Raw genomic sequence first — 18,099 nt, 5'->3', positions numbered from 1 at the left:
TGCGGAGTTTAGCAGCCCGTGGAGTTTGGCGCAGCGGCTGATTAAGGTGCAATTTGCCCGCTGTTTGTGCCATCTTAAGTGCTACACTCAAGTATCGTCCACGGGGCATGTGGGCGTTCGTCGATGCATTATGTGCGTTCATCGCAAACTGCAGGAGGAGCGGTAAACAGTGCAACGGGCTGCCAAAAAAGCCTATCGCCTTGACCTGGCATCGCTGCATGCGGTGTGTGAGGCGAATTACGCGCGCTTACTCCGTCTGTTCCCCGATTATCAGACCCGCAATCTCTGCGAATTCCGCCTAGGCGAAGCCAGGGTGCGCATTGAGGTGCTGGAACGCAGCCGCTACACGACGATATTCCGATTGTTCCAGGCGCGTCAGGACGAACAGTGGCTGGGTTCCCTGAAGGTCGAGCTCCGCGCCTATCATGATGCCGGCATGTTAGAGGTGGGAACGTTTCAGTCCCACCGCCGCGTTGAGGGGCGCTACGCCTACCCCAACGATCAGATGCATCAACAAGACGAGAAACACCAGCAGAACCATTTTCTTGCTGAATGGTTTTCACACTGTTTGGAAAACGGGCACTCAGACGTACAGCTACCCACCGCTGGCGACTGAGTAATACTGGCAAGGAGGCTAACGGGGTATGGGGTCGGTGCGTGTGCAATTGCAGCCAGCGGGGGATGTCGTTCGCCTGGTGCAGCTGACAGACACCCATTTATGCGCCAAGGCCGGCGGCACGCTGCTGGGGGTGGATACCGATGCTTCCCTGAATGCCGTGATTGACCTGGTGCGTAGCGAGCGCCCCCATGTGGATGCCATTCTGGCCACGGGTGACCTTTCAGACCAGGGTGCCCAGTCGGCCTACCAGCGTCTGCAAACCGCTTTCGATACGCTCTGCCCAACCCAATACTGGCTACCCGGTAACCACGATAATCGAGAGGCCATGCTTGCGGTTGCTGGCCCCGACGCCTTGCCTGCGGCTGTGAGTGCCCCGCACTGGCAAGTCATCATGCTCGATTCACAGATTCCCGGAGAGGTGGGCGGTGAGTTGGGCCCAGAGCAGTTGGCGCAACTGAGTAGTTTGCTGGATGCAGCGCGTGAGGCGGGGCAGTATGTGCTGGTTTGCCTACACCATCAGCCCGTGCCGGTGGGCTGTGCCTGGCTGGATGAGCAGATGGTGGCGGATGCCGACACGTTGTTTGCCTTTCTGGATACCCACGATTCCGTGCGCGGTGTTCTCTGGGGGCATGTGCATCAGCACATCCAGCGCGAACGCAATGGCGTAGAACTGATGGCCTCACCCTCGACCTGTGTGCAGTTCGCCCCCGATCAGGTGGACTTCCGCGCCGACGTCATTCCACCGGGCTATCGCTGGCTGGATCTGCACCCGGATGGGCGCATTGAGACCGGTGTTTCGCGTCTCCCCGAGGGCAACTTCATCGCCGATACCGAGATGGGCGGATATCTTTAACTCAAGCCTTACCTGCGCTCGATGCTGCGTTACACTAGAGCGATCTTAAAGCGGTTCCAGAAGCTTCCCTTCGAATGAGCAATTACAACGCCGAGGACATCGAAGTCCTCACCGGGCTAGAGCCCGTTCGCAAGCGCCCGGGTATGTACACCGATACCACGCGCCCCAACCACCTCGCCCAGGAAGTCATTGATAACAGCGTCGACGAGGCCCTCGCAGGCCATGCCGATCGTATTGATGTGACCTTGTACAAAAACGGCTCCATTGCGGTGTCGGACAACGGCCGGGGAATGCCGGTTGACCTGCATCCGGAGCAGGGCAAGCCCGGGGTTGAGGTGATTCTGTCGACCCTGCATGCCGGCGGTAAGTTCTCTTCCAAGAACTACCAGTTCAGTGGTGGATTGCACGGGGTGGGCGTGTCGGTGGTGAATGCCCTGTCTTCGGCGCTAACGGTCACCATTCGCCGCGACGGCAATGTGCACCAGATTGAGTTCGCCGGCGGTGAAAAGACATCGGATCTCAAGGTCATTGATAGCTGCGGTAAACGCAACACCGGCACCGAGGTGCTGTTTCACCCGGATGCCCAGTACTTTGACTCGATGAATTTCTCGGTGTCTCGGTTGCAGCATGTGCTGCGTGCCAAGGCGGTGCTTTGCCCCGGCCTTAGGGTGCGCTTCAAGGACGAGAAGAAAGGCGAAACCGAAGAGTGGTACTACGAAGACGGGCTGACGGACTATCTGGCCGATGGCACCTCGGACTACACCAGCATCCCTGAGGAACCCTTTGTGGGCAGCTTTCAGGGCACGACTGAAGCCGTGGACTGGGCGGTGCAGTGGTTGCCTGAGGGCGGTGAGCTGATCACCGAATCCTACGTCAACCTGATTCCGACTGCGCAGGGTGGTACCCACGTTAATGGTCTTCGCACCGGCCTGTTGGACGCGATGCGGGAGTTTTGTGAGCTGCGTAGCCTGCTGCCTCGAGGCGTCAAGCTGGCCCCCGATGATATTTGGGACCGCTGCTGTTACGTGCTGTCTTCCAAGCTTGAAGATCCCCAGTTCTCTGGGCAGACCAAGGAGAGACTGTCATCCCGTGAGGCGGCCGCGTTTGTCTCGGGCGTTGCCAAAGATGCTTTCAGTCTTTGGTTGAATCAACACACCTCTGATGCCGAGCGGCTCGCTGAACTGTGTATCAGTAATGCCCAGAGTCGTATGCGCTCTGCCAAGAAGGTTACGCGCAAGAAAGTCTCTGCGGGCCCCGCTTTGCCGGGCAAGCTCGCAGACTGCTCCGGAGAAGATCCCTCACGCGGTGAGCTGTTTCTGGTGGAGGGCGATTCGGCGGGTGGCTCGGCCAAGCAGGCCCGTGACCGCGAGTTCCAGGCGATCTTGCCGCTGCGCGGCAAGATCCTGAATACCTGGGAGGTAGACTCACAGGAAATTTTGGCATCTCAGGAAGTGCATAACATTTCTGTTGCCCTGGGTATTGATCCTGCCAGTGATGACCTCAGTGGTCTGCGCTACCACAAGATCTGCATTCTGGCAGACGCCGACTCAGACGGTCTGCACATCGCCACCTTGATCTGTGCGTTGTTTGTTCGTCACTTCCGGCCGCTGGTCGCAGCCGGGCATGTGTATGTAGCCATGCCACCGCTGTATCGCATTGATGTTGGCAAGGAAGTTTTCTACGCGCTGGATGAAGCCGAGAAACAGGGCGTGCTCGATCGCATAGAAGCCGAGAAGTTGCGCGGCAAGGTGAATGTGCAGCGTTTCAAGGGGCTTGGTGAGATGAATCCCTTGCAGCTGCGTGAAACCACCATGGACCCGGACACGCGACGCCTGGTGCGTCTGGTGTTGGACGCGGGTGATGGCACCAACAACATGCTGGATATGCTGTTGGCCAAGAAGCGCTCTGCTGATCGTAAGTCCTGGTTGGAGAAGAAAGGCGACTTGGCAGACGTGGCTGTGTAGCTAGCTCTCGGTCTGTGGGGCGTTATAACGCGCGCGTCACTCTGGCTCGTTACTTTCCCTCTCGCGCAGGAACAAGAACTCGATTGTTGTGCCTATTGCGATCAACACCAGCACCGCCTCTATGGGCGCTCCGATAATCACACCCAAAAGTGCGATCACCACGGTCATGATCCAGCCAATGGTGGATGGCTTGAGCTTCATCATTTTTCCCTCGCTTTGAACTTAGTTTAGTAGATAACAGGGCTTCAACTATTCGGCATTGGATGTCGCACAAGGAGAAGGTTCTTACCCTCTATCTGAAGTCGCGGTGCCACTAGCAGATCACGCGGAACACCTTTTAACGCCAGTAGTAGTGCCAAGTCATAGGCACAGCCGGAAACAGCGAGTGCGGTGATCAGCCCGAAGAATGCTGGTGAGGAACTCTGCGTGGTAGCTAAGATAAGAACTGGCGTTAACAGTAAACATGGAAGCGCTAGCACGTATCTCCAGGTTGAGATGGGTATGTTCCTAGCGCAGCTCATATCTATAGAAAGGTTTTTTGGATTCAACTTTATCGAGATGCATTTCCTATCAACTTTCGATGATAGGAATGCCAAGTAGTGAATCGCTTCATGGACTAGATAAACAGTAATCAACGCAACGCAAAATATAAACGCATTGTCAGTGTTCACAATAGACAGCGGAGCAGATACCCCTATTGCAAGACAGGTTGCTAACAGCCATATCAAAATCGGAAGCCACAGGAATCCTAGGTAGGCTCGAGAAGCTTGGGTGTTAGTTATATGGCAAATTGATACTCGTTCGAACGTTCGCATCAAGCACCTGATTACTCAAACTCGCATTAGGCTCCCCGGTAGATCGCTCTACCGGAGAGCGTAAGCATTATGGAGTATTGTAGACCCGTTCTACATATGCCTCGTAGATCTTGGTACCAATCGTGTAACCAACTTCATAAGACCCGTATAACAGCCCCAGAGAGCCTGCGAACCGCGATGCTACTGCGAAGTTTCTCGGCCCGGATAATCCACCCGGCTCGGTGATTCCACCTGATGCGACCGCAATTTCATGTTGAGATAATTTTCTGATGCCTGGGTTTACCTTTTCACTATTTGTTTTTTTCATCACTCATTTCCTTTTGTAATTGCTGACCTGAGATAGGTCGATATCACACTTCCTGTGTGATAACGGACGGCACCTGTGCGTCACCTGCGCCGAATTCGATAATGCGATCAGCGCTTCGTATCGTTGCTTCACGGTGAGCAACAACCACGCGGGTAATGCTGAGCTGGCTGATATGGGCTGCAATTCGTTGTTCGGTCGCTACATCCAGTTGACTGGTGGCCTCGTCCAGAAAGAGGATGTCGGGCTGGCGATAGAGCGCCCTTGCGATCAGCAATCGTTGTTTCTGCCCGCCGCTGAGGCTGGAGCCCATTTCCCCAACCAATGAGTTGTATTGCATAGGCAGTGTCAGAATGCTGTCGTGAAGGCAGGCAATAGCGGCGCATTGAACGACCCGCTGCATGTCGATATCGGGCGCAAAGCAGGCGATGTTCTCGGCAATGGATCCACTGAGCAATTGGTCGTCCTGAAGTACCGCAGCAATTCTCTGACGATAGTCTGGTGATCTCGACAAGGGGTGCCCGTTGAAGCTAACAGCTCCCTGGGTCGGTGATAGCAGGCCCATAAGACACAGCATCAGGGTGCTTTTGCCGCAGCCACTGGGCCCGGTTATCGCGACATGCTCGCCCCGGTCTATTCGAAGATTGATGTCCGCGAATACAGCGGCATCTGCACCTCCGTAGCTGAAACACAAATTGCTGAGCTGAAGTTGCGGCGTCTCTGGCGCCGATGATTGGGCATAAGGGCCTTTTGCGGTGCTGCCGACAGCGTCGCCATTGCTCTCACTGTCGATAGGTGTGAGCGCGATATCCGCCAGTCGCTCGAGGTGAACACCCAGCATACGTAACTGAAATATCTGACTGATGAAGCCGTCTACAGACTGAACGAATCGCTGTTTATAGCTCATGAAGGCGTACATCATGCCCAGCGACATAATGCCGCTCATCACTGACTGTGCCGCGAGATAGATGCTTGCGATATTGCCAGCCCCGAAAAGTAGTAAGTTGATTAGACCGTGAACGATTCCAATCTGGCTGGCATGTATCGATCTATTAGTGCTGGTCACCAACAGGTTCTGCCATTGGGATTGCCGGTCGTTCTCCCGCTGGAACAATTTGATGGTTTGGATAGCGCGTACGCTCTCCATAAAGTGGGATTCTGTCTGTGCACTGGTCAGCAAACATTGCTCAGCTAGACGTCGCTCCACCGGATAGAGTAAACATCGAATCAGCGTGTAGATGATGACGATACCCAAGACCAGCCAAGCCAGTTGTGGGCTGTAGACGAACATCACCAGCAGTGTGACAGTTGCCATTAATCCATCGACAACACCGGTGATAAGCCCAGTGCTCAACATGTCGTTGATGGCTTGAGAAGAACCAAAGCGCGATACGATGTCGCCCATGTGTCGCTTGTGGAAAAACGCCACTGGCAAGCGAATGAGGTGTCGAAACACGTTAGCAGCCAGCTGCACGCCCAAGCGACTGGAGAAACTGAGTATCACCCACTGCCGCAATACGCTCACGCCACACTCGATCAGCAGTAGAAGCCCGAACCCAGTTGCGAGCGCAGCCAGCAAGCCGGCATCACCCCGCATGAGAACATCGTCCACCACCGTTTGCATAAAGAATGGCGAGGCCACAGCGAATACCTGCAGCATCAGTGACAAACAAAAAAGTATTGCCAGGTTCTGACCAAGACCGTCGATGCGCTGCCACAGCTGGTGTAACCGCAGTGTAGGTTTGTCCTCCTGTGCTCTGAACTCTGCGCCGGGTTGTAACTCCAGCGCGACGCCAGTCATGTGCGCGCTCATTTCGCTGAGCGTCAGCTTGCGAGCGCCCACCGCTGGATCGTTGACGTGAAATCGGCTGCCGTCGACACGTGTGAGCACCACAAAATGCGACATATCCCAGTGCAAAACGCAGGGCAGGTTCAGCTGTTGCAGGGATTCAGGTTCCAGACGTACCCCGCGGGCAATAAAGCCCAGCTTGCCGGACATATCTATCAGGTCCTTTAATCGGGTACCCCGGGATGACACAGAAAAGCGCTGTCTCAGCGCCAACAGGTTAGTGCGGTGGCCATGGTGGCTCGCAATCATAGCCAAACAGGCCAAGCCGCACTCCGTCACCTCGCTCTGCAGTATGCAGGGTGTGCACTTTTTGCCGCAGCCGGGAAAGTGGAAGTCGACTTCGGCGGCTACAGCACTAGTCATAGGTAGCGCCCCCGCAGGCTGTAGAGCGGCTCTAGTAGCCATTGAAGCAAGCTGCGCTGAGACAGCCGGATGTCGGCAGAGAGTGTCATGCCCGACTTCAGGGCTACCTGTTGCCCAAACGCTTGCACCGCTGCTGAATCCAGACGGGCGGTCACTCGGTACATGGGTTCTGCCGTGGCGATAGGTGAGCTAGCCAGTTCAGCGGGTAAAGACACGGTGTCCGATACGCGCTCCACGGTGCCTTGATAGCTGCCAAACTTTTGGTAGGGAAAGGCGTCGTAGCGCAGCCGGAGGGTTTGTCCTGATTTCACGAAGCCCGCGGCGCTGACTGGCAGTAGCAGCTCGATACAGAGTTTGCTCTCACTGGGTAGCAGTGTCAGCAGTGATCCCTGGGCGCCGGGTGCACGCTGGCCCACTGTGCGACGGAGATCATGCACGATACCTGCCCTGGGTGCAGTGACTACCTGAGCACGCTGTCCGTGTAGTCGGGCGACCTGCTGGGCCAGCTCGCTGAGGCGCGCAAGCAGCGCGTCCTGGCTGTTGCTGGACTCCTGTGGAAGCAACAGATGCTGCGTTTCCAGCTGATTGAGCAGGTTTTGCTGCTGTAGCTCTCCACGTAACAGCTGCTGGTGATCGCGGTTGGCGGCAAACAGCTGTGCCTTGGCGTTCTGCACAGCGGCCTCAGACAGGAATCCCTGCTGGTGCAGGGCGATCTCGCGCTCGTGTCTCGCCTGCATCAGTGTCAGAGCGTCAGCTGAGCTATCAATCTGAATACGAATCATCGCCAGTTCGCGCTCGGCCGCGTTGACGCGTTGCTTGAGCTCGAGCACCCGTTGTTGGTAGATGCTTTGGTGCCGTGCGAGCTGATTCTCCAGCGCAGCGCGCTGTACTTCGAACTCTCGCAGTAGGGTTTCTTCCAGGCGGTCGCCGCCCGGCAGGATGCGATCGCCGTTGATAACCGCCAGTGGCTGGCCAGCGCTCACCTGATCACCTTCTTCGACCAGCATCGACTTGATAATGCCGGTCGTATCGCTGTAGACCCGAGTCTCGCCGGCGGTAGGTTTTAGCCAGCCGCGCACCGTTTCCTTGCGCGCGTACTGCGCGGTAATCAGCCAATACACGCATAATCCCAGCCACAGCAGCAGGGCACTGGTGAGTAGCCAGTGCGAAACCTTGGGCAGTGCCATCACGTCACCGCGAAGGCGAGTGTTGTGTGCGTTCAGTGCCTGCTTGCGAAACAGCTCCATCGGTGACTCATCCATGAGATACCTGTGATCTACTTCAACACAGCCGACAGATCTAAGGCACAGCCTAAAGCGCCAAAAACCAGCGTTTTGAGGCAGGATTATTCGATGTGTCGTCACCGCGATACGCTAGCAAGCCTGTTAGAATGCCGTGCTTGCTTAAATACTTTATGCGGAGGTGACCATGTTTCGCGCGATAGCAGCCAGCGTATTGTTGTGTGTATCCAGTCTTGCCAGTGCCCAGTGGCAAATAGACAACGACAGCTCAACCGTGAACTTCATTTCCATCAAGAATGATCTGGTGGCGGAGACGCACAGCTTCGGGTCGCTGGCGGGCCATATTGGTGATGACGGTGCCGTCGAGCTGGCCATTGATCTCGACAGTGTTGAAACCCTGATACCCATTCGCAATGAACGCATGCGCGAGCTGCTGTTTGAAACGCGTCAGTACCCCACGGCCTCTGTCTCGGCTCAGGTGGATCCGGCGATGATTGCTTCTGCTTTGGCGGGGGATGTCCTTGCTACAACCGTTCAGGTGGGTCTATCACTGCACGGACAGGATGCGCTGGTGGAAGTACCCGTTCAGGTGAGTGCACAGGCAGGTGCTTTTATTAGCGTTGTCAGCACGCGTCCGGTAATCATCAACGCGGCCAACTTCGGTCTCGATGGAGGTATCGTTGCGCTGCGCGAGATTGCTGGTCTGAACGCGATCGCAAGCGCCGTTCCCGTGACCCTCAATCTCCGCTTTGTTCCCGACGGCCGCTAAATTACTGCGCCGTTTGTAGCTGGCGCTGCAGGGCCTGATAGTTTGGATTGTTTGGGAATAGCGTGGTGAGGCGCTGCGCATAGCGCCGCGCCTGTTCTACTTCACCCAGCTCCGCTGAGTAGTTGGCCAGTGCCAGCAGCACCTGTTCACTGCCAGGCACCGCTGTATTCAGTCTCTTTAAGGCCACCACTGCCTGAGCCGGATCTCCAAGATCATGCAGCGCCACCGCATACACAAAACGATGGCGTATGCCGTTTTCTTCCAGCTCCGCCGCACGCCCCAGTAGATTCAGCGCTTGTTTCGTATTGCCGGTGCGCGTCTCCAGTAGCCCTAGGGCATGCAGTGCATCCCCACTCTGTGGCGCCGCGGCAACCGCATCGCTCAGAAGGGCGCGCGCCTCGTCTTCACGCTGCTGTGTGCGTAACAAATCCGCCAGGTTCAGATAGGCCGGTATTAGCTGGTGGTTGATACGCAGCGCTTCCCGGTAGGCGCGTTCGGACGCCGGGTAATCGCCCCGATTGGCGCGAAACAGGCCCAGCTGCATGTGGCTAGATGGCATGTCCGCGTGTTCGTTCATTACCTGCTCATACTCTTTGAACAGGTTGAGCAGTGCTTTTCTGTCGCTGTCGCTGATCTGTGCCAATGGCGTCTCTGCGAGCGCGCTGGCCACCTCCAAACGTACCGCCGTTACAGGATCCTGAGTCATCGGGCGCAGCAGCGCATAGCGATTCTGTATAGGAATGTCCTGCAGGCTGCGAACGGCGCTGAGCCGCAGCAGTGCGTCGTCAGACGAGAGAAGTGTACGCGACAGCATGACAGTCTCGTTGCTGGGGCTGCGACCGGCGATCTCCAGCGCTGTCCCGCGCTGTATAGGCGCATTCGCTGTATCTGCTGCAAAAGCCAGCAGGGACGGTATCGCGCGCATGTCGCCCTGGTTGGCTGCATGGAAGGCGCGGGCGGGGTGGTTGCCACTGTCCGAAAAGCTGACTCCCCAGTCGCGCAGTGCGGTCAGCGCCCAGTCAGCTGACTGATCAGTGTGGCACTGGTTGCAGGCATTCGGGGTGCCCATCATCACGCTCAGGTCCGGCCTTGGCACCCGCATGCTGTGGTCGCGCCGCGGGTCCACCACCATGTAGGTGGTTTCCGGCATATGGCAGTTGGCGCAGGAGGCTCCGGCACTGGCGACAGAGTGATGGTGGTGCTCTGGCGTGTCGTAGCTCGCCGGCGCATGGCATTGGGCACACACGCCATTATCGGGCGCCCGCAAATTGTTACTGTGCGGTTCATGGCAGTTGCTACACACAACCCCGGCCATGTGCATTTTGCTCTGCACAAAAGAGCCGTAGACGTACACCTCGTCGCGGATCTGCCCGTCAGCGTAATACAGTGGCTCGTGCAGCATGGAGAGTCTGTGGGTGTCCAGCAGGTCTGCGCCGTGATGGTAGTCGCCCAATGTGCTGCGCCGGGCATGGCAGCGCCCGCAAGTGTCGATCTGGGTGTTGTTGGCAAGAGGCTGTCGGCGACGCGCGATGTTTTCGCCTTCGGGGAACGCCCATTCACCGCGCTGGGCCAGGCTCATCTCAAAGCCGCCGAATGTTGCGTCGGCCAGTTTCCCGGCTGCCGCCAGCTCAATGTGCTGGCTTCCGGGCCCGTGGCAGGCCTCACAACCCACGTTGACCGACTCAAAGACGGTGTTGAACTGGCGGGTGCCCGCATCGTACTGTTTTTTTACGTCTGTGCTATGGCATTCGGCGCAGCGGGTGTTCCAGTTGTGATAAGGGCCGGTCCAGTGCAGTGGGTCGTCGTAGCCTATGGCATCGTCGGGGTAGAGATGGAACCAACGCTGTCCGCCATCGGTGGCAGGTCGGCTATCCCAGGCGACGTTCAGTGCCTGCAGCCGGCCGCCCGACATGGGTAACAGATACTGTTGCAGCGGATACACGCCAAACACATAGGCAACCTCGAAATCCTCCAGCTCGCCTGCGGCATTATCAGTGCGCACCATAAAGCGCTGTCCATCGCGGGAGAAGGTTGTGGTTACGCCGTTGTAGTCGAAGCTGCTGTCATCAAAGTTACCCAAAACGGTGCTTTGGGTGGGCAATTGCATAGCCAGGTCGTGATGGGAGCCCTGCCAATTTTCGTGCTCGTCCTTGTGGCAACTGGCACAGGTCTCGGTGCCTACGTAGCTGCCGGCTGTCGAATCAGGTGTAGCCGAGTCGGGCTCGCCGGCAGCCAGGAGAGGGGCTGCGATGAGCGCTAGTGTAAAAGCAGCAGGTTTAAGCACGGTAACAATCTGAGCAAGGGGACTGCGAGGCTAACCGAAAACCGCCCCTGCCCCAAGTCACTCCTGCGCTTGCGGTGCTATGTCGCGCTCTGTTTCTTCCGTCGCGAGGTTAATCTCGTCGTTGGTACAAAAACCTGCTGCCAAGGCGTTGGGTTCACAGTCGTAGATGAGCCGGCCCCGGTTGCCATGTTGGCGATCCAGTATCTTGCGGGCGTAGCTGGGCGGCATCCCCCGTGCATATTCATCGCGTAATGATTCGCTAGGCCGCGGCCAGTCTGCCCAGTCCCGCGGTGCACGCCAGCCCGGGGGCGGTGTCAGCTGGGATCGCACACCGGCTATGGGGTAAAGGGCACGCCAGCGTCTGATCTCGTCCGACAGCACCTGCACCACGTCCGGGTGTTCCTGCGCGAGGTTGTTGTATTCATAAGGGTCTTCCTGAATACGGAAGAGGTGGTTGGTCACGTTGGCCGAGTACTGGTCTTGCTGCACTTCCTGCACCAGCTTCCAGTGCTCGTTGAAAGCGGCGATGGAAAATGAGCCGTGCAAAGGTGTCTCAGAGGCGAACAACACCGTTTGCTTGCGTGGCGTTGTCTGTCCACGGGTAATGGCTGGCCACATGTCCTGTCCGTCTAACTTGCGGCTAACGCCATGTTCAATGCCTGCTGCTGTTGCCAGAGTGGGGAAGACATCCATCACCGTCATAATCTGCTCCAGCTTGGAGCCAGGTTCAATCTCCCCTGGTGAGCGAAGCAGGGAAATAACACGGATGCCGCCTTCGAAGGCCTCGCCCTTGCCGCCGCGCAGTGGCGCATTGTCTGCGCCACCACTGGCGTAAGCTGCACCGCCGTTATCCGAGAAAAACAGCACAATGGTGTCCTCGGTGATACCCTCCTGGTCCAGCGTAGTCAGGACCTGGCCAATAGCCTGATCCATGGCTCCGACCACCGCAGCGAACATGGGCCGGGCGCTGGGCCTGCCCGTCATCACCCGAATGCGGCGAGAGTTATCCGTATTGGCCGCCCGCGCAGGCTCCCTGTCATCCACCAGATCCTTGTACTTCTCCACCAGCTCAGGGGGAGCCTCCAGAGGTGTGTGAGGTGCAATGAATGGCATGTACATGAAAAACGGTTTGTCGGCGTCCCGCTCGCGAATATAGCGAGACACTTCGTCGGCCAACAGATAGGTTTCGTAGCCCTCTTTTTCTATGGAGACGCCGTTTTGCTGGAAGTCCTTGCCACCCTGGTTAGAGAACGGCGGGTAATAGCCCACTTCGGTATGAAGGTGGCCATAGAAGTGTTCGAAGCCCCGGCTGTTGGGGTGGAAGTCCTGCTGCGAATGGCCGAGGTGCCACTTACCCACCATCGCCGTTTGATAGCCTGCATCACGGAATGCCTCCGGCAGGAATCGCTCGTCCGGGTGAATGCCGGTGTTCATCCACGGCATGATCGTGGCGTAGGCCACGCCCAGGCGGATGGGGTCGCGGCCTGTCATCAGGGCTGCGCGCGTGGGTGAACAGATGGGTGAGGTGTAAAAGCGGTCTAGCTGCATCCCCTCTGCGGCTAGCCTGTCCAGAGAGGGAGTTTCGATGGGGCCGCCGTGATAACCCACATCGTTCCAGCCGAGGTCGTCCGCGACCATGACGATGATGTTGGGCTGGTCTTGTGACCATGCCAAAGGTGCAGCAAGGGCCAGCGCCAATGCTGCCAGAGAGCGTTTCAGTATCATTGTTTTTATCCTCAGTCAGCAGCCATGCCCCGCCGCTAAAGAGGTCAGTATAATCTCAGGTGGTCAGGGCTTCAGTGAGTGGGTTTGGCATGCTGCACTGCCTGTGGCCATGTCGCTGAAGCGCGACGCTCGATGGGGTTTGTTGCCACAAAGTCTGGCTCAGGCTGTGTACGGGCGAGATTGCGCCCTGCGCCAGCCACTCTGCCAGTGCCTGAGCGACGTCCGGGTAGTGTTTATGTTTTTGCCGGTGCCCCGCTGCCAGCCAGGTGTGGAGGGGTTCGGTATCCAGGCTGTCCATCACTTGCGCGTGACCCAGTTGCTTCAGTGACAGGGCGTTAGACAATTGCTCCATTTGCCCCATGAGTGGTCGTGTCAGCACGGGCTTCTGCCAGTGAATACACTCGCTGATAAGTTCAAATCCGCTATTACAAATCACGCCCCGACAGCCAGCCAAGTGGCGTTTGAAGGCCTCTACGCTGGCAGGGTGTCGCTGCACGTTGCCTGCCTCGCCGTGGCTAACTGCGCCTGAATACTGTACGAAGCGGTGGTCCGGTGCGCTCTGTAGCCAGCGCGTCACCGTGCCCTGATCCTCAAAGGGCAGGTACACGAGGTAGTAGTTACCTTCGCTGATATCCGCATTAGGTAGATCGAGAATTGGCGGCAATACGTTGTTCCTATAGGCATGCCAGTGCAGCCCCACCGGCCGTGTTACTGGCGCAAAATTGCGCATTATCCAGCGCGACAGCCAGGTATCGCCATCCACCGGTGCACTCGGCCCGAACGCGTATTGGTGACCGATGCCGATGCAGTCGCGCTGGGACCATTTGCAGGCCCAGGCTGTTAGCGGCTCATAGTCAGTAACCACCAAATCGTAGGCAGACAGGTCTAGCTGCTGAGCGTCATAGAGGAAACGTGGCAGGTTGTTGCTCAGTGCAGTTCGCAGATATCTCACTGATCCGGTTTGCGTGGCAAATGTCAGGCCCCGGCGGTGCATAAAATCGCCGAAGGGTTGCATATCGAACAAGCGATCGCGAGGTCGCCCCGAGAATAGCCAGCTAACCTGCACATCGTGTTCTCGCAGTGCCTTTGCCATGGCCCGGGCGCGGCTGATGTGCCCCTGGCCCGTGGCCTGTACGCCATACAGGATATGCATGTCAGCTTATACCCAGCAGAGATGCAGTAAGCAGTGTGATGCTCGTGCCCATCACGGCACCCGCCACGGTATCACCGGGGAAGTGCACACCCAGTACCACACGCGACAAGGCCACTAGGCTTGCCCAAAGGAACATAGCGACCAGCGGCCCTCCATAGACAACACCAAGCGCAGTCGCGAGCAGGAAAGCGCCCGAACTGTGACCCGACGGGAAGCTGAACTGGTCGGATGCGGTAATTAAGCTGCGAAAGTTTGGCATCAATGCCTGCGGGCGGCGGCGCTTCAGCGAGTTCTTCAGAATCCAGTACAGAGACCGTTCGATGGTCAGAGCCACTAGTAAGAGCGCGCAGAATTCGCCGATGTGCTGGGCTGGCAGAAGCCACAATAGTGCTGGGATCAGCATGTGTAGGTAGCCATCACCGGAGCGGGACAGCGCCTTGGCCAGTGGCCGTATCATCCCGCGCTCGCCCTGCTGGAACAGTCGATGGAAGAGCCGGTGATCGACTTGCTGCAATACCGTCAAAATATCCATACCCAAAGTTTGGCCAGCACTCATGGCAATGGGATGACGTTTTTGTGGCGATTTTTTGACGGCGAGCGCGGTAGTAAATGCCGCATTGAGTCAGCGCCCCTGCCCCCGCAGTGGTATGGACAGTGCTCTGTACCGCCACCTAGTATGCCGCTTCGATGACGCGATTACTGGACTTCACATGAAACTGGGAATTCTCAAAACTGATGCCGTCTTACCAAAATGGGTGCCGGAATTTGGCGAGTACCCAGACATGTTTGTGGCGCTGCTGGGCCGTATCGATCCGGATTTGGAGTTCGCCGTCTACGATGTAGAAGAAGGGGAGTACCCGGCGGAGATCGACGAGGTCGACGCTTACCTCATCACTGGCAGCAAGAGCAGCGTGTACGAGGACAAGCCCTGGATTCATCGCTTGATTGAGTTTGTGCGTGAGCTGGATGCCCGGAAAAAGAAGATAGTGGGTATTTGCTTCGGTCACCAACTAGTGGCGCAGGCCTTGGGCGGCCTTACTGAAAAATCACCCAAAGGTTGGGGCGTGGGATTGCATACCCACGAGTTCGACAGCTCGCCCGACTGGCACGATGGCGGCAGCGCTGCCTTCAAGGTGCTGGTCAGTCATCAGGATCAGGTTGTGCGCAACGCCGAGGGTGGCCAGACGCTGGCGGGCAGTGAATTCTGTGAGAACGCTGTTGTTCAGGTGGGTGACCACATTCTGACGTTCCAGGGTCACCCTGAGTTTTTGCCCGCCTACTCTCGCGAAATTATGGACTACCGCCGCGAGATGATAGGCGAATCGACCTACGAAAAGGGGCAGGCCTCCTTGGCTGTTGACCCGGAAGGTGAACGCATTGGTTGTTGGATCTTGAGCTTCCTGAAAGACGCCTAAGCGCTGAGGGCTTATTCGCCGTCGCGGGTTTTTTCCTGCATGGCGGTCAGGTATTCGTCCAGTTCGTCGTCGTTGGCGAATACGGCCATATCGGGAAGCGCCTTTAGAATCTCAAATACTTTATCGATATGCGGTTTACGGTTGGCTGCGGCCAGCCGCTTGCCTTCAGATTTGGTGTGCTTCGCCGCTTTGAAAATCACCCTGAGCCCGGCTGAGCTGATGTAATCAAGCTCTTTCATATCCAACACCGTGAGGGCGAGACCCTGCGCAAGCACATCGTTCAAGCGCTGCTCAAAAGCCGGTGCCGTATCGGTGTTCAATGCGCCGTGAAGGGCAACGCGAGCCACCGAACGCGCCTCATCCAGGGTAACGGTAGTGGTCAGCTCCATGCGAACGGTATTCCTTGCGTTAGGCGCTGGGCAGGTTGCGGGTGACGCGTAACACGTTGCGACCGTTTTCCCTGCTGTAGCGCTGGCTACTCGTAAACTGTGTGATCAAGTGTACACCAAGACCTCCGACGCGGGCGTGGTCTATGTCAGCACCCAGCTCGGCTCTTTCAGACTCCGTTAGCGGGTTAAACGCCTTGCCGGCATCACTGATTTCCAGCGACAGCACCGCGCTACCCACCTCCAGCGCAATGGAGACGGTCTCGCTGGCAGGCAGACCTGAGTATTTGGCGACGTTGGTCACCAACTCTTCCTGCACCAGTACCATTTCCATGATGACATCCGGTGCTACCCCGGCCTGCTCCAGCCGTTGCTCCAGCCAGGCCGTGCAGTTGCGGTTGAGGTCGTTGTTCAGCGTGAATGTTGTCTGGTGCTGGTGACCGGGATGCTTGCCGCGGAAATCAACCAGCATCAAGGTAATATCATCAGATTGGGGCGCATTACCCGCAAACGAATCCACGGTGCTAAAGATCTGCTCCCCCGCAGCCTCTGCCGACAGGCCAAGCCCCTCTTGAATGCAGGCAATGACGCGGTCTTCGCCGAACATCTCGGCGTGTTCATCAAACGATTCATCAATACCGTCGGTGTAGAGCACCAATCGGTCACCGGGTGTTAACTGTGCCGTATTGATCGGGAATGTGAGATCACTGGCCAATCCCAGCGCGGGGCCTGTTGTCTGTTCAAGCTCCTGCGCGATGCCACCCCTACCGATAATCGGCGCCGCATGGCCGCCACTGGCGAAGCACAGCTCTCCGCTGCTCAGGTCTAGCCGCCCGAGGAACAGCGTCACAAACATACAGTTGTCGTTGCCGGCGGTTAAGGCGTCGTTCAAGCTCGCCAAAGCCACATCCGGAGCGGTCGCTCCCATTTGCTGGATAAAGCTGATGGCTCTGGCCATGAATAAAGCTGCGGGCACACCTTTATCCGAAACATCCCCGACGGCCAGCCACAGCTGGTTGTTGGCGGCGCGGAAGGTGTAGAGGTCGCCGCCGACAGTTTTGGCGGGCCGCACCCAGGCCCACAGGGTATAGCCCGGTTGATGTTCGCTGGCACTGCCGCCCTGGGGCAGCATGGCCATCTGAATCTCTCTCGCTGCGGCCAGCTCACCCTCCAGCCGACTGCGGCTGGCCGTGGCCTCTTCCAGGTTGGTGATGTATTGGGACAGGTCGCGCTGCATGGCGCTGAAGGAGCGCACCAATTTCGCCACTTCGTCCCGACCGGTTGCCGGGGGCAGCGGGGCGGCCAGTTGTCCTTTGGCTAACTGGTCTGACGCCTCTGCCAGCATTCCCAACGGCGCGGTGAGCCTGCGAGCGATCAACGACACTGCCAGCGCCATGATCAGTAGGGTAGAGACACTGACCAGTGCGGTGCGCAGCTGGTACTCGCGCAGCGGAGCCAGCACTTCATCTTGTGAATAAATGATGCCGATGGGCCACCCTGTGGTTTCCAGCACCCCCACACGCGCTCTGCAATTGCCGGGTATTGCGGCACAGGCGATCTCATCTCCCGCGAGTCTCCCCGAGCTTGTGCTCTCAATCATCGCCTCAAAAGCAGCTATGACCTGTGGTTTGCGGATAGCATCTTTGTAGCTGCGCATGAGGTTTGCCGGGTCGCGGGTGACCAACATTGTGCCCTGTTGGCTGAGCAAGACGCCAAAACCGTGCTCACCCAGGCGTAAGCGCTTCATGTACTCCCGTAGCTCCTGAAGTGCCACGTCGGCGGTGACGATGGCGTAGAGCACGCGGTTGCCATCGGTGTCGCTGCGATACACGGGCACAGAGTAGGTAGTCATCAGTACCTCTGCGCCACCGGCATCGAAGTAGGGCTCCACCCACACCGGCCCTCCCTGTGCGATCGGTTCCAGGTACCAGTCCTTGGTCTGGTAGTTCTCGTCCTGGGCCGCAAGATTGGCGCGCTCTATAGTGCCGTCACGGCGGAAGAAATAGGGCGCGAAACCGCCGGATTGGTCAGCGAAGCCCGGGCTAAGTGCAATGGCTGAACCGAAGATATCCTCATTCAGGGCCACCAAATCGCGCAGCAGTTGCTCCAGACCCTCGGGGGAATACTCGCGTTGAGCAAGAATGGTGGCGAGGAATCCTGTGGAGCTTTCGACGCTGTCCAGCAGCGTTTCTAGGTCTGTCACGGCGCCAGAAATGGTTTCTTCCGACTCGAGCTGCAACCGCATTAGTAGCTCATCGCGCGACAGGCGATAGTCGATGGCCATGTCGATGGCGATGATGGTGCCAATGGTCAGGCTAATGACCAGAATGAGTCGGTTTGTGATGCTGCCCCACATGGG

Annotated in this window: 16 protein-coding genes; 5 read left to right on the top strand and 11 right to left on the bottom strand. The window is 57.6% G+C overall.

The features are described 5' to 3' along the window. The first annotated feature begins 169 nt into the window (after window positions 1-169). The 3 genes from IE089_RS09925 to parE all read left to right on the top strand — a co-directional run bounded on the left by IE089_RS09925 (window position 170) and on the right by parE (window position 3,436). A complete protein-coding gene (locus IE089_RS09925; RefSeq protein WP_189477663.1) occupies window positions 170-616 on the top strand; it encodes a DUF1249 domain-containing protein in 447 nt (148 codons plus the stop codon). 28 nt (window positions 617-644) lie between these two features. After that, complete coding sequence (gene cpdA / locus IE089_RS09920) at window positions 645-1,472, top strand: 3',5'-cyclic-AMP phosphodiesterase (RefSeq protein ID WP_189477662.1); 828 nt, start codon at window positions 645-647, stop codon at window positions 1,470-1,472. A 74-nt stretch (window positions 1,473-1,546) separates the two neighbouring features. Beyond that, a complete protein-coding gene (gene parE, locus IE089_RS09915) occupies window positions 1,547-3,436 on the top strand; it encodes a DNA topoisomerase IV subunit B (RefSeq protein WP_189477661.1) in 1,890 nt (629 codons plus the stop codon). 36 nt (window positions 3,437-3,472) lie between these two features. Here the strand turns inward: parE and IE089_RS09910 are convergent, their stop codons facing one another. The 5 genes from IE089_RS09910 to IE089_RS09890 form a co-directional block, all read right to left on the bottom strand. Beyond that, window positions 3,473-3,640, bottom strand: coding sequence for a hypothetical protein (locus IE089_RS09910; protein WP_189477660.1), 168 nt, complete (start codon window positions 3,638-3,640; stop codon window positions 3,473-3,475). A 41-nt stretch (window positions 3,641-3,681) separates the two neighbouring features. Further along, entirely contained in the window at window positions 3,682-4,251 is a 570-nt protein-coding gene (locus IE089_RS15855; RefSeq protein WP_373294720.1) for a DUF3267 domain-containing protein, read from the bottom strand. Window positions 4,252-4,318: 67 nt separating this feature from the next. After that, window positions 4,319-4,558: a hypothetical protein gene (locus IE089_RS09900; RefSeq protein ID WP_189477658.1), complete on the bottom strand. Its 240-nt coding sequence runs from the start codon at window positions 4,556-4,558 to the stop codon at window positions 4,319-4,321. Between the two features lie 43 nt (window positions 4,559-4,601). Beyond that, entirely contained in the window at window positions 4,602-6,767 is a 2,166-nt protein-coding gene (locus tag IE089_RS09895; RefSeq protein ID WP_189477657.1) for a peptidase domain-containing ABC transporter, read from the bottom strand. Beyond that, window positions 6,764-8,029, bottom strand: coding sequence for an HlyD family secretion protein (locus IE089_RS09890; protein WP_189477656.1), 1,266 nt, complete (start codon window positions 8,027-8,029; stop codon window positions 6,764-6,766). Before IE089_RS09890 ends, IE089_RS09895 begins: the two co-directional genes overlap by 4 nt. A gap of 166 nt (window positions 8,030-8,195) precedes the next feature. Here IE089_RS09890 and IE089_RS09885 point away from each other — a divergent pair, with 166 nt between their 5' ends. Next, on the top strand, window positions 8,196-8,777 hold the full coding sequence (locus IE089_RS09885; RefSeq protein ID WP_189477655.1) for a YceI family protein: 582 nt from the start codon (window positions 8,196-8,198) through the stop codon (window positions 8,775-8,777). Window position 8,778: 1 nt separating this feature from the next. Here IE089_RS09885 and IE089_RS09880 read toward each other — a convergent pair whose 3' ends face one another. Genes IE089_RS09880 through IE089_RS09865 form a run of 4 tightly spaced genes read right to left on the bottom strand, consistent with a single transcriptional unit; the run spans window position 8,779 to window position 14,471 of the window. After that, complete coding sequence (locus IE089_RS09880; protein ID WP_229802704.1) at window positions 8,779-11,061, bottom strand: tetratricopeptide repeat protein; 2,283 nt, start codon at window positions 11,059-11,061, stop codon at window positions 8,779-8,781. Window positions 11,062-11,118: 57 nt separating this feature from the next. Beyond that, window positions 11,119-12,786: an arylsulfatase B gene (locus tag IE089_RS09875; RefSeq protein WP_189477654.1), complete on the bottom strand. Its 1,668-nt coding sequence runs from the start codon at window positions 12,784-12,786 to the stop codon at window positions 11,119-11,121. Between the two features lie 55 nt (window positions 12,787-12,841). After that, window positions 12,842-13,939 (bottom strand): MJ1255/VC2487 family glycosyltransferase, encoded by a 1,098-nt coding sequence (locus tag IE089_RS09870; protein WP_189477653.1) that lies wholly within the window; start codon window positions 13,937-13,939, stop codon window positions 12,842-12,844. A gap of 1 nt (window position 13,940) precedes the next feature. Further along, window positions 13,941-14,471, bottom strand: a complete 531-nt coding sequence (locus IE089_RS09865; RefSeq protein ID WP_229802703.1) for a phosphatase PAP2 family protein — start codon at window positions 14,469-14,471, stop codon at window positions 13,941-13,943. A gap of 178 nt (window positions 14,472-14,649) precedes the next feature. Between IE089_RS09865 and IE089_RS09860 the strand changes: the two genes are divergently transcribed. Then, complete coding sequence (locus IE089_RS09860; RefSeq protein WP_189477652.1) at window positions 14,650-15,354, top strand: glutamine amidotransferase-related protein; 705 nt, start codon at window positions 14,650-14,652, stop codon at window positions 15,352-15,354. Between the two features lie 11 nt (window positions 15,355-15,365). On the opposite strand, the gene IE089_RS09855 is transcribed toward IE089_RS09860, so the two are convergent. Together IE089_RS09855 and IE089_RS09850 are read right to left on the bottom strand one after the other, a co-directional pair. Further along, window positions 15,366-15,743 (bottom strand): STAS domain-containing protein, encoded by a 378-nt coding sequence (locus tag IE089_RS09855; protein WP_189477651.1) that lies wholly within the window; start codon window positions 15,741-15,743, stop codon window positions 15,366-15,368. A gap of 19 nt (window positions 15,744-15,762) precedes the next feature. Continuing rightward, window positions 15,763-18,096 (bottom strand): SpoIIE family protein phosphatase, encoded by a 2,334-nt coding sequence (locus IE089_RS09850; protein WP_189477650.1) that lies wholly within the window; start codon window positions 18,094-18,096, stop codon window positions 15,763-15,765. Window positions 18,097-18,099: the final 3 nt, after the last annotated feature.

Source organism: Parahalioglobus pacificus (assembly GCF_014652275.1).
GTDB classification, from domain to species: Bacteria; Pseudomonadota; Gammaproteobacteria; order Pseudomonadales; family Halieaceae; genus Parahalioglobus; species Parahalioglobus pacificus.
The sequence above is the reverse complement of the archived record's forward strand: the minus strand, read 5'-3'. Positions and strand labels throughout refer to the sequence as shown.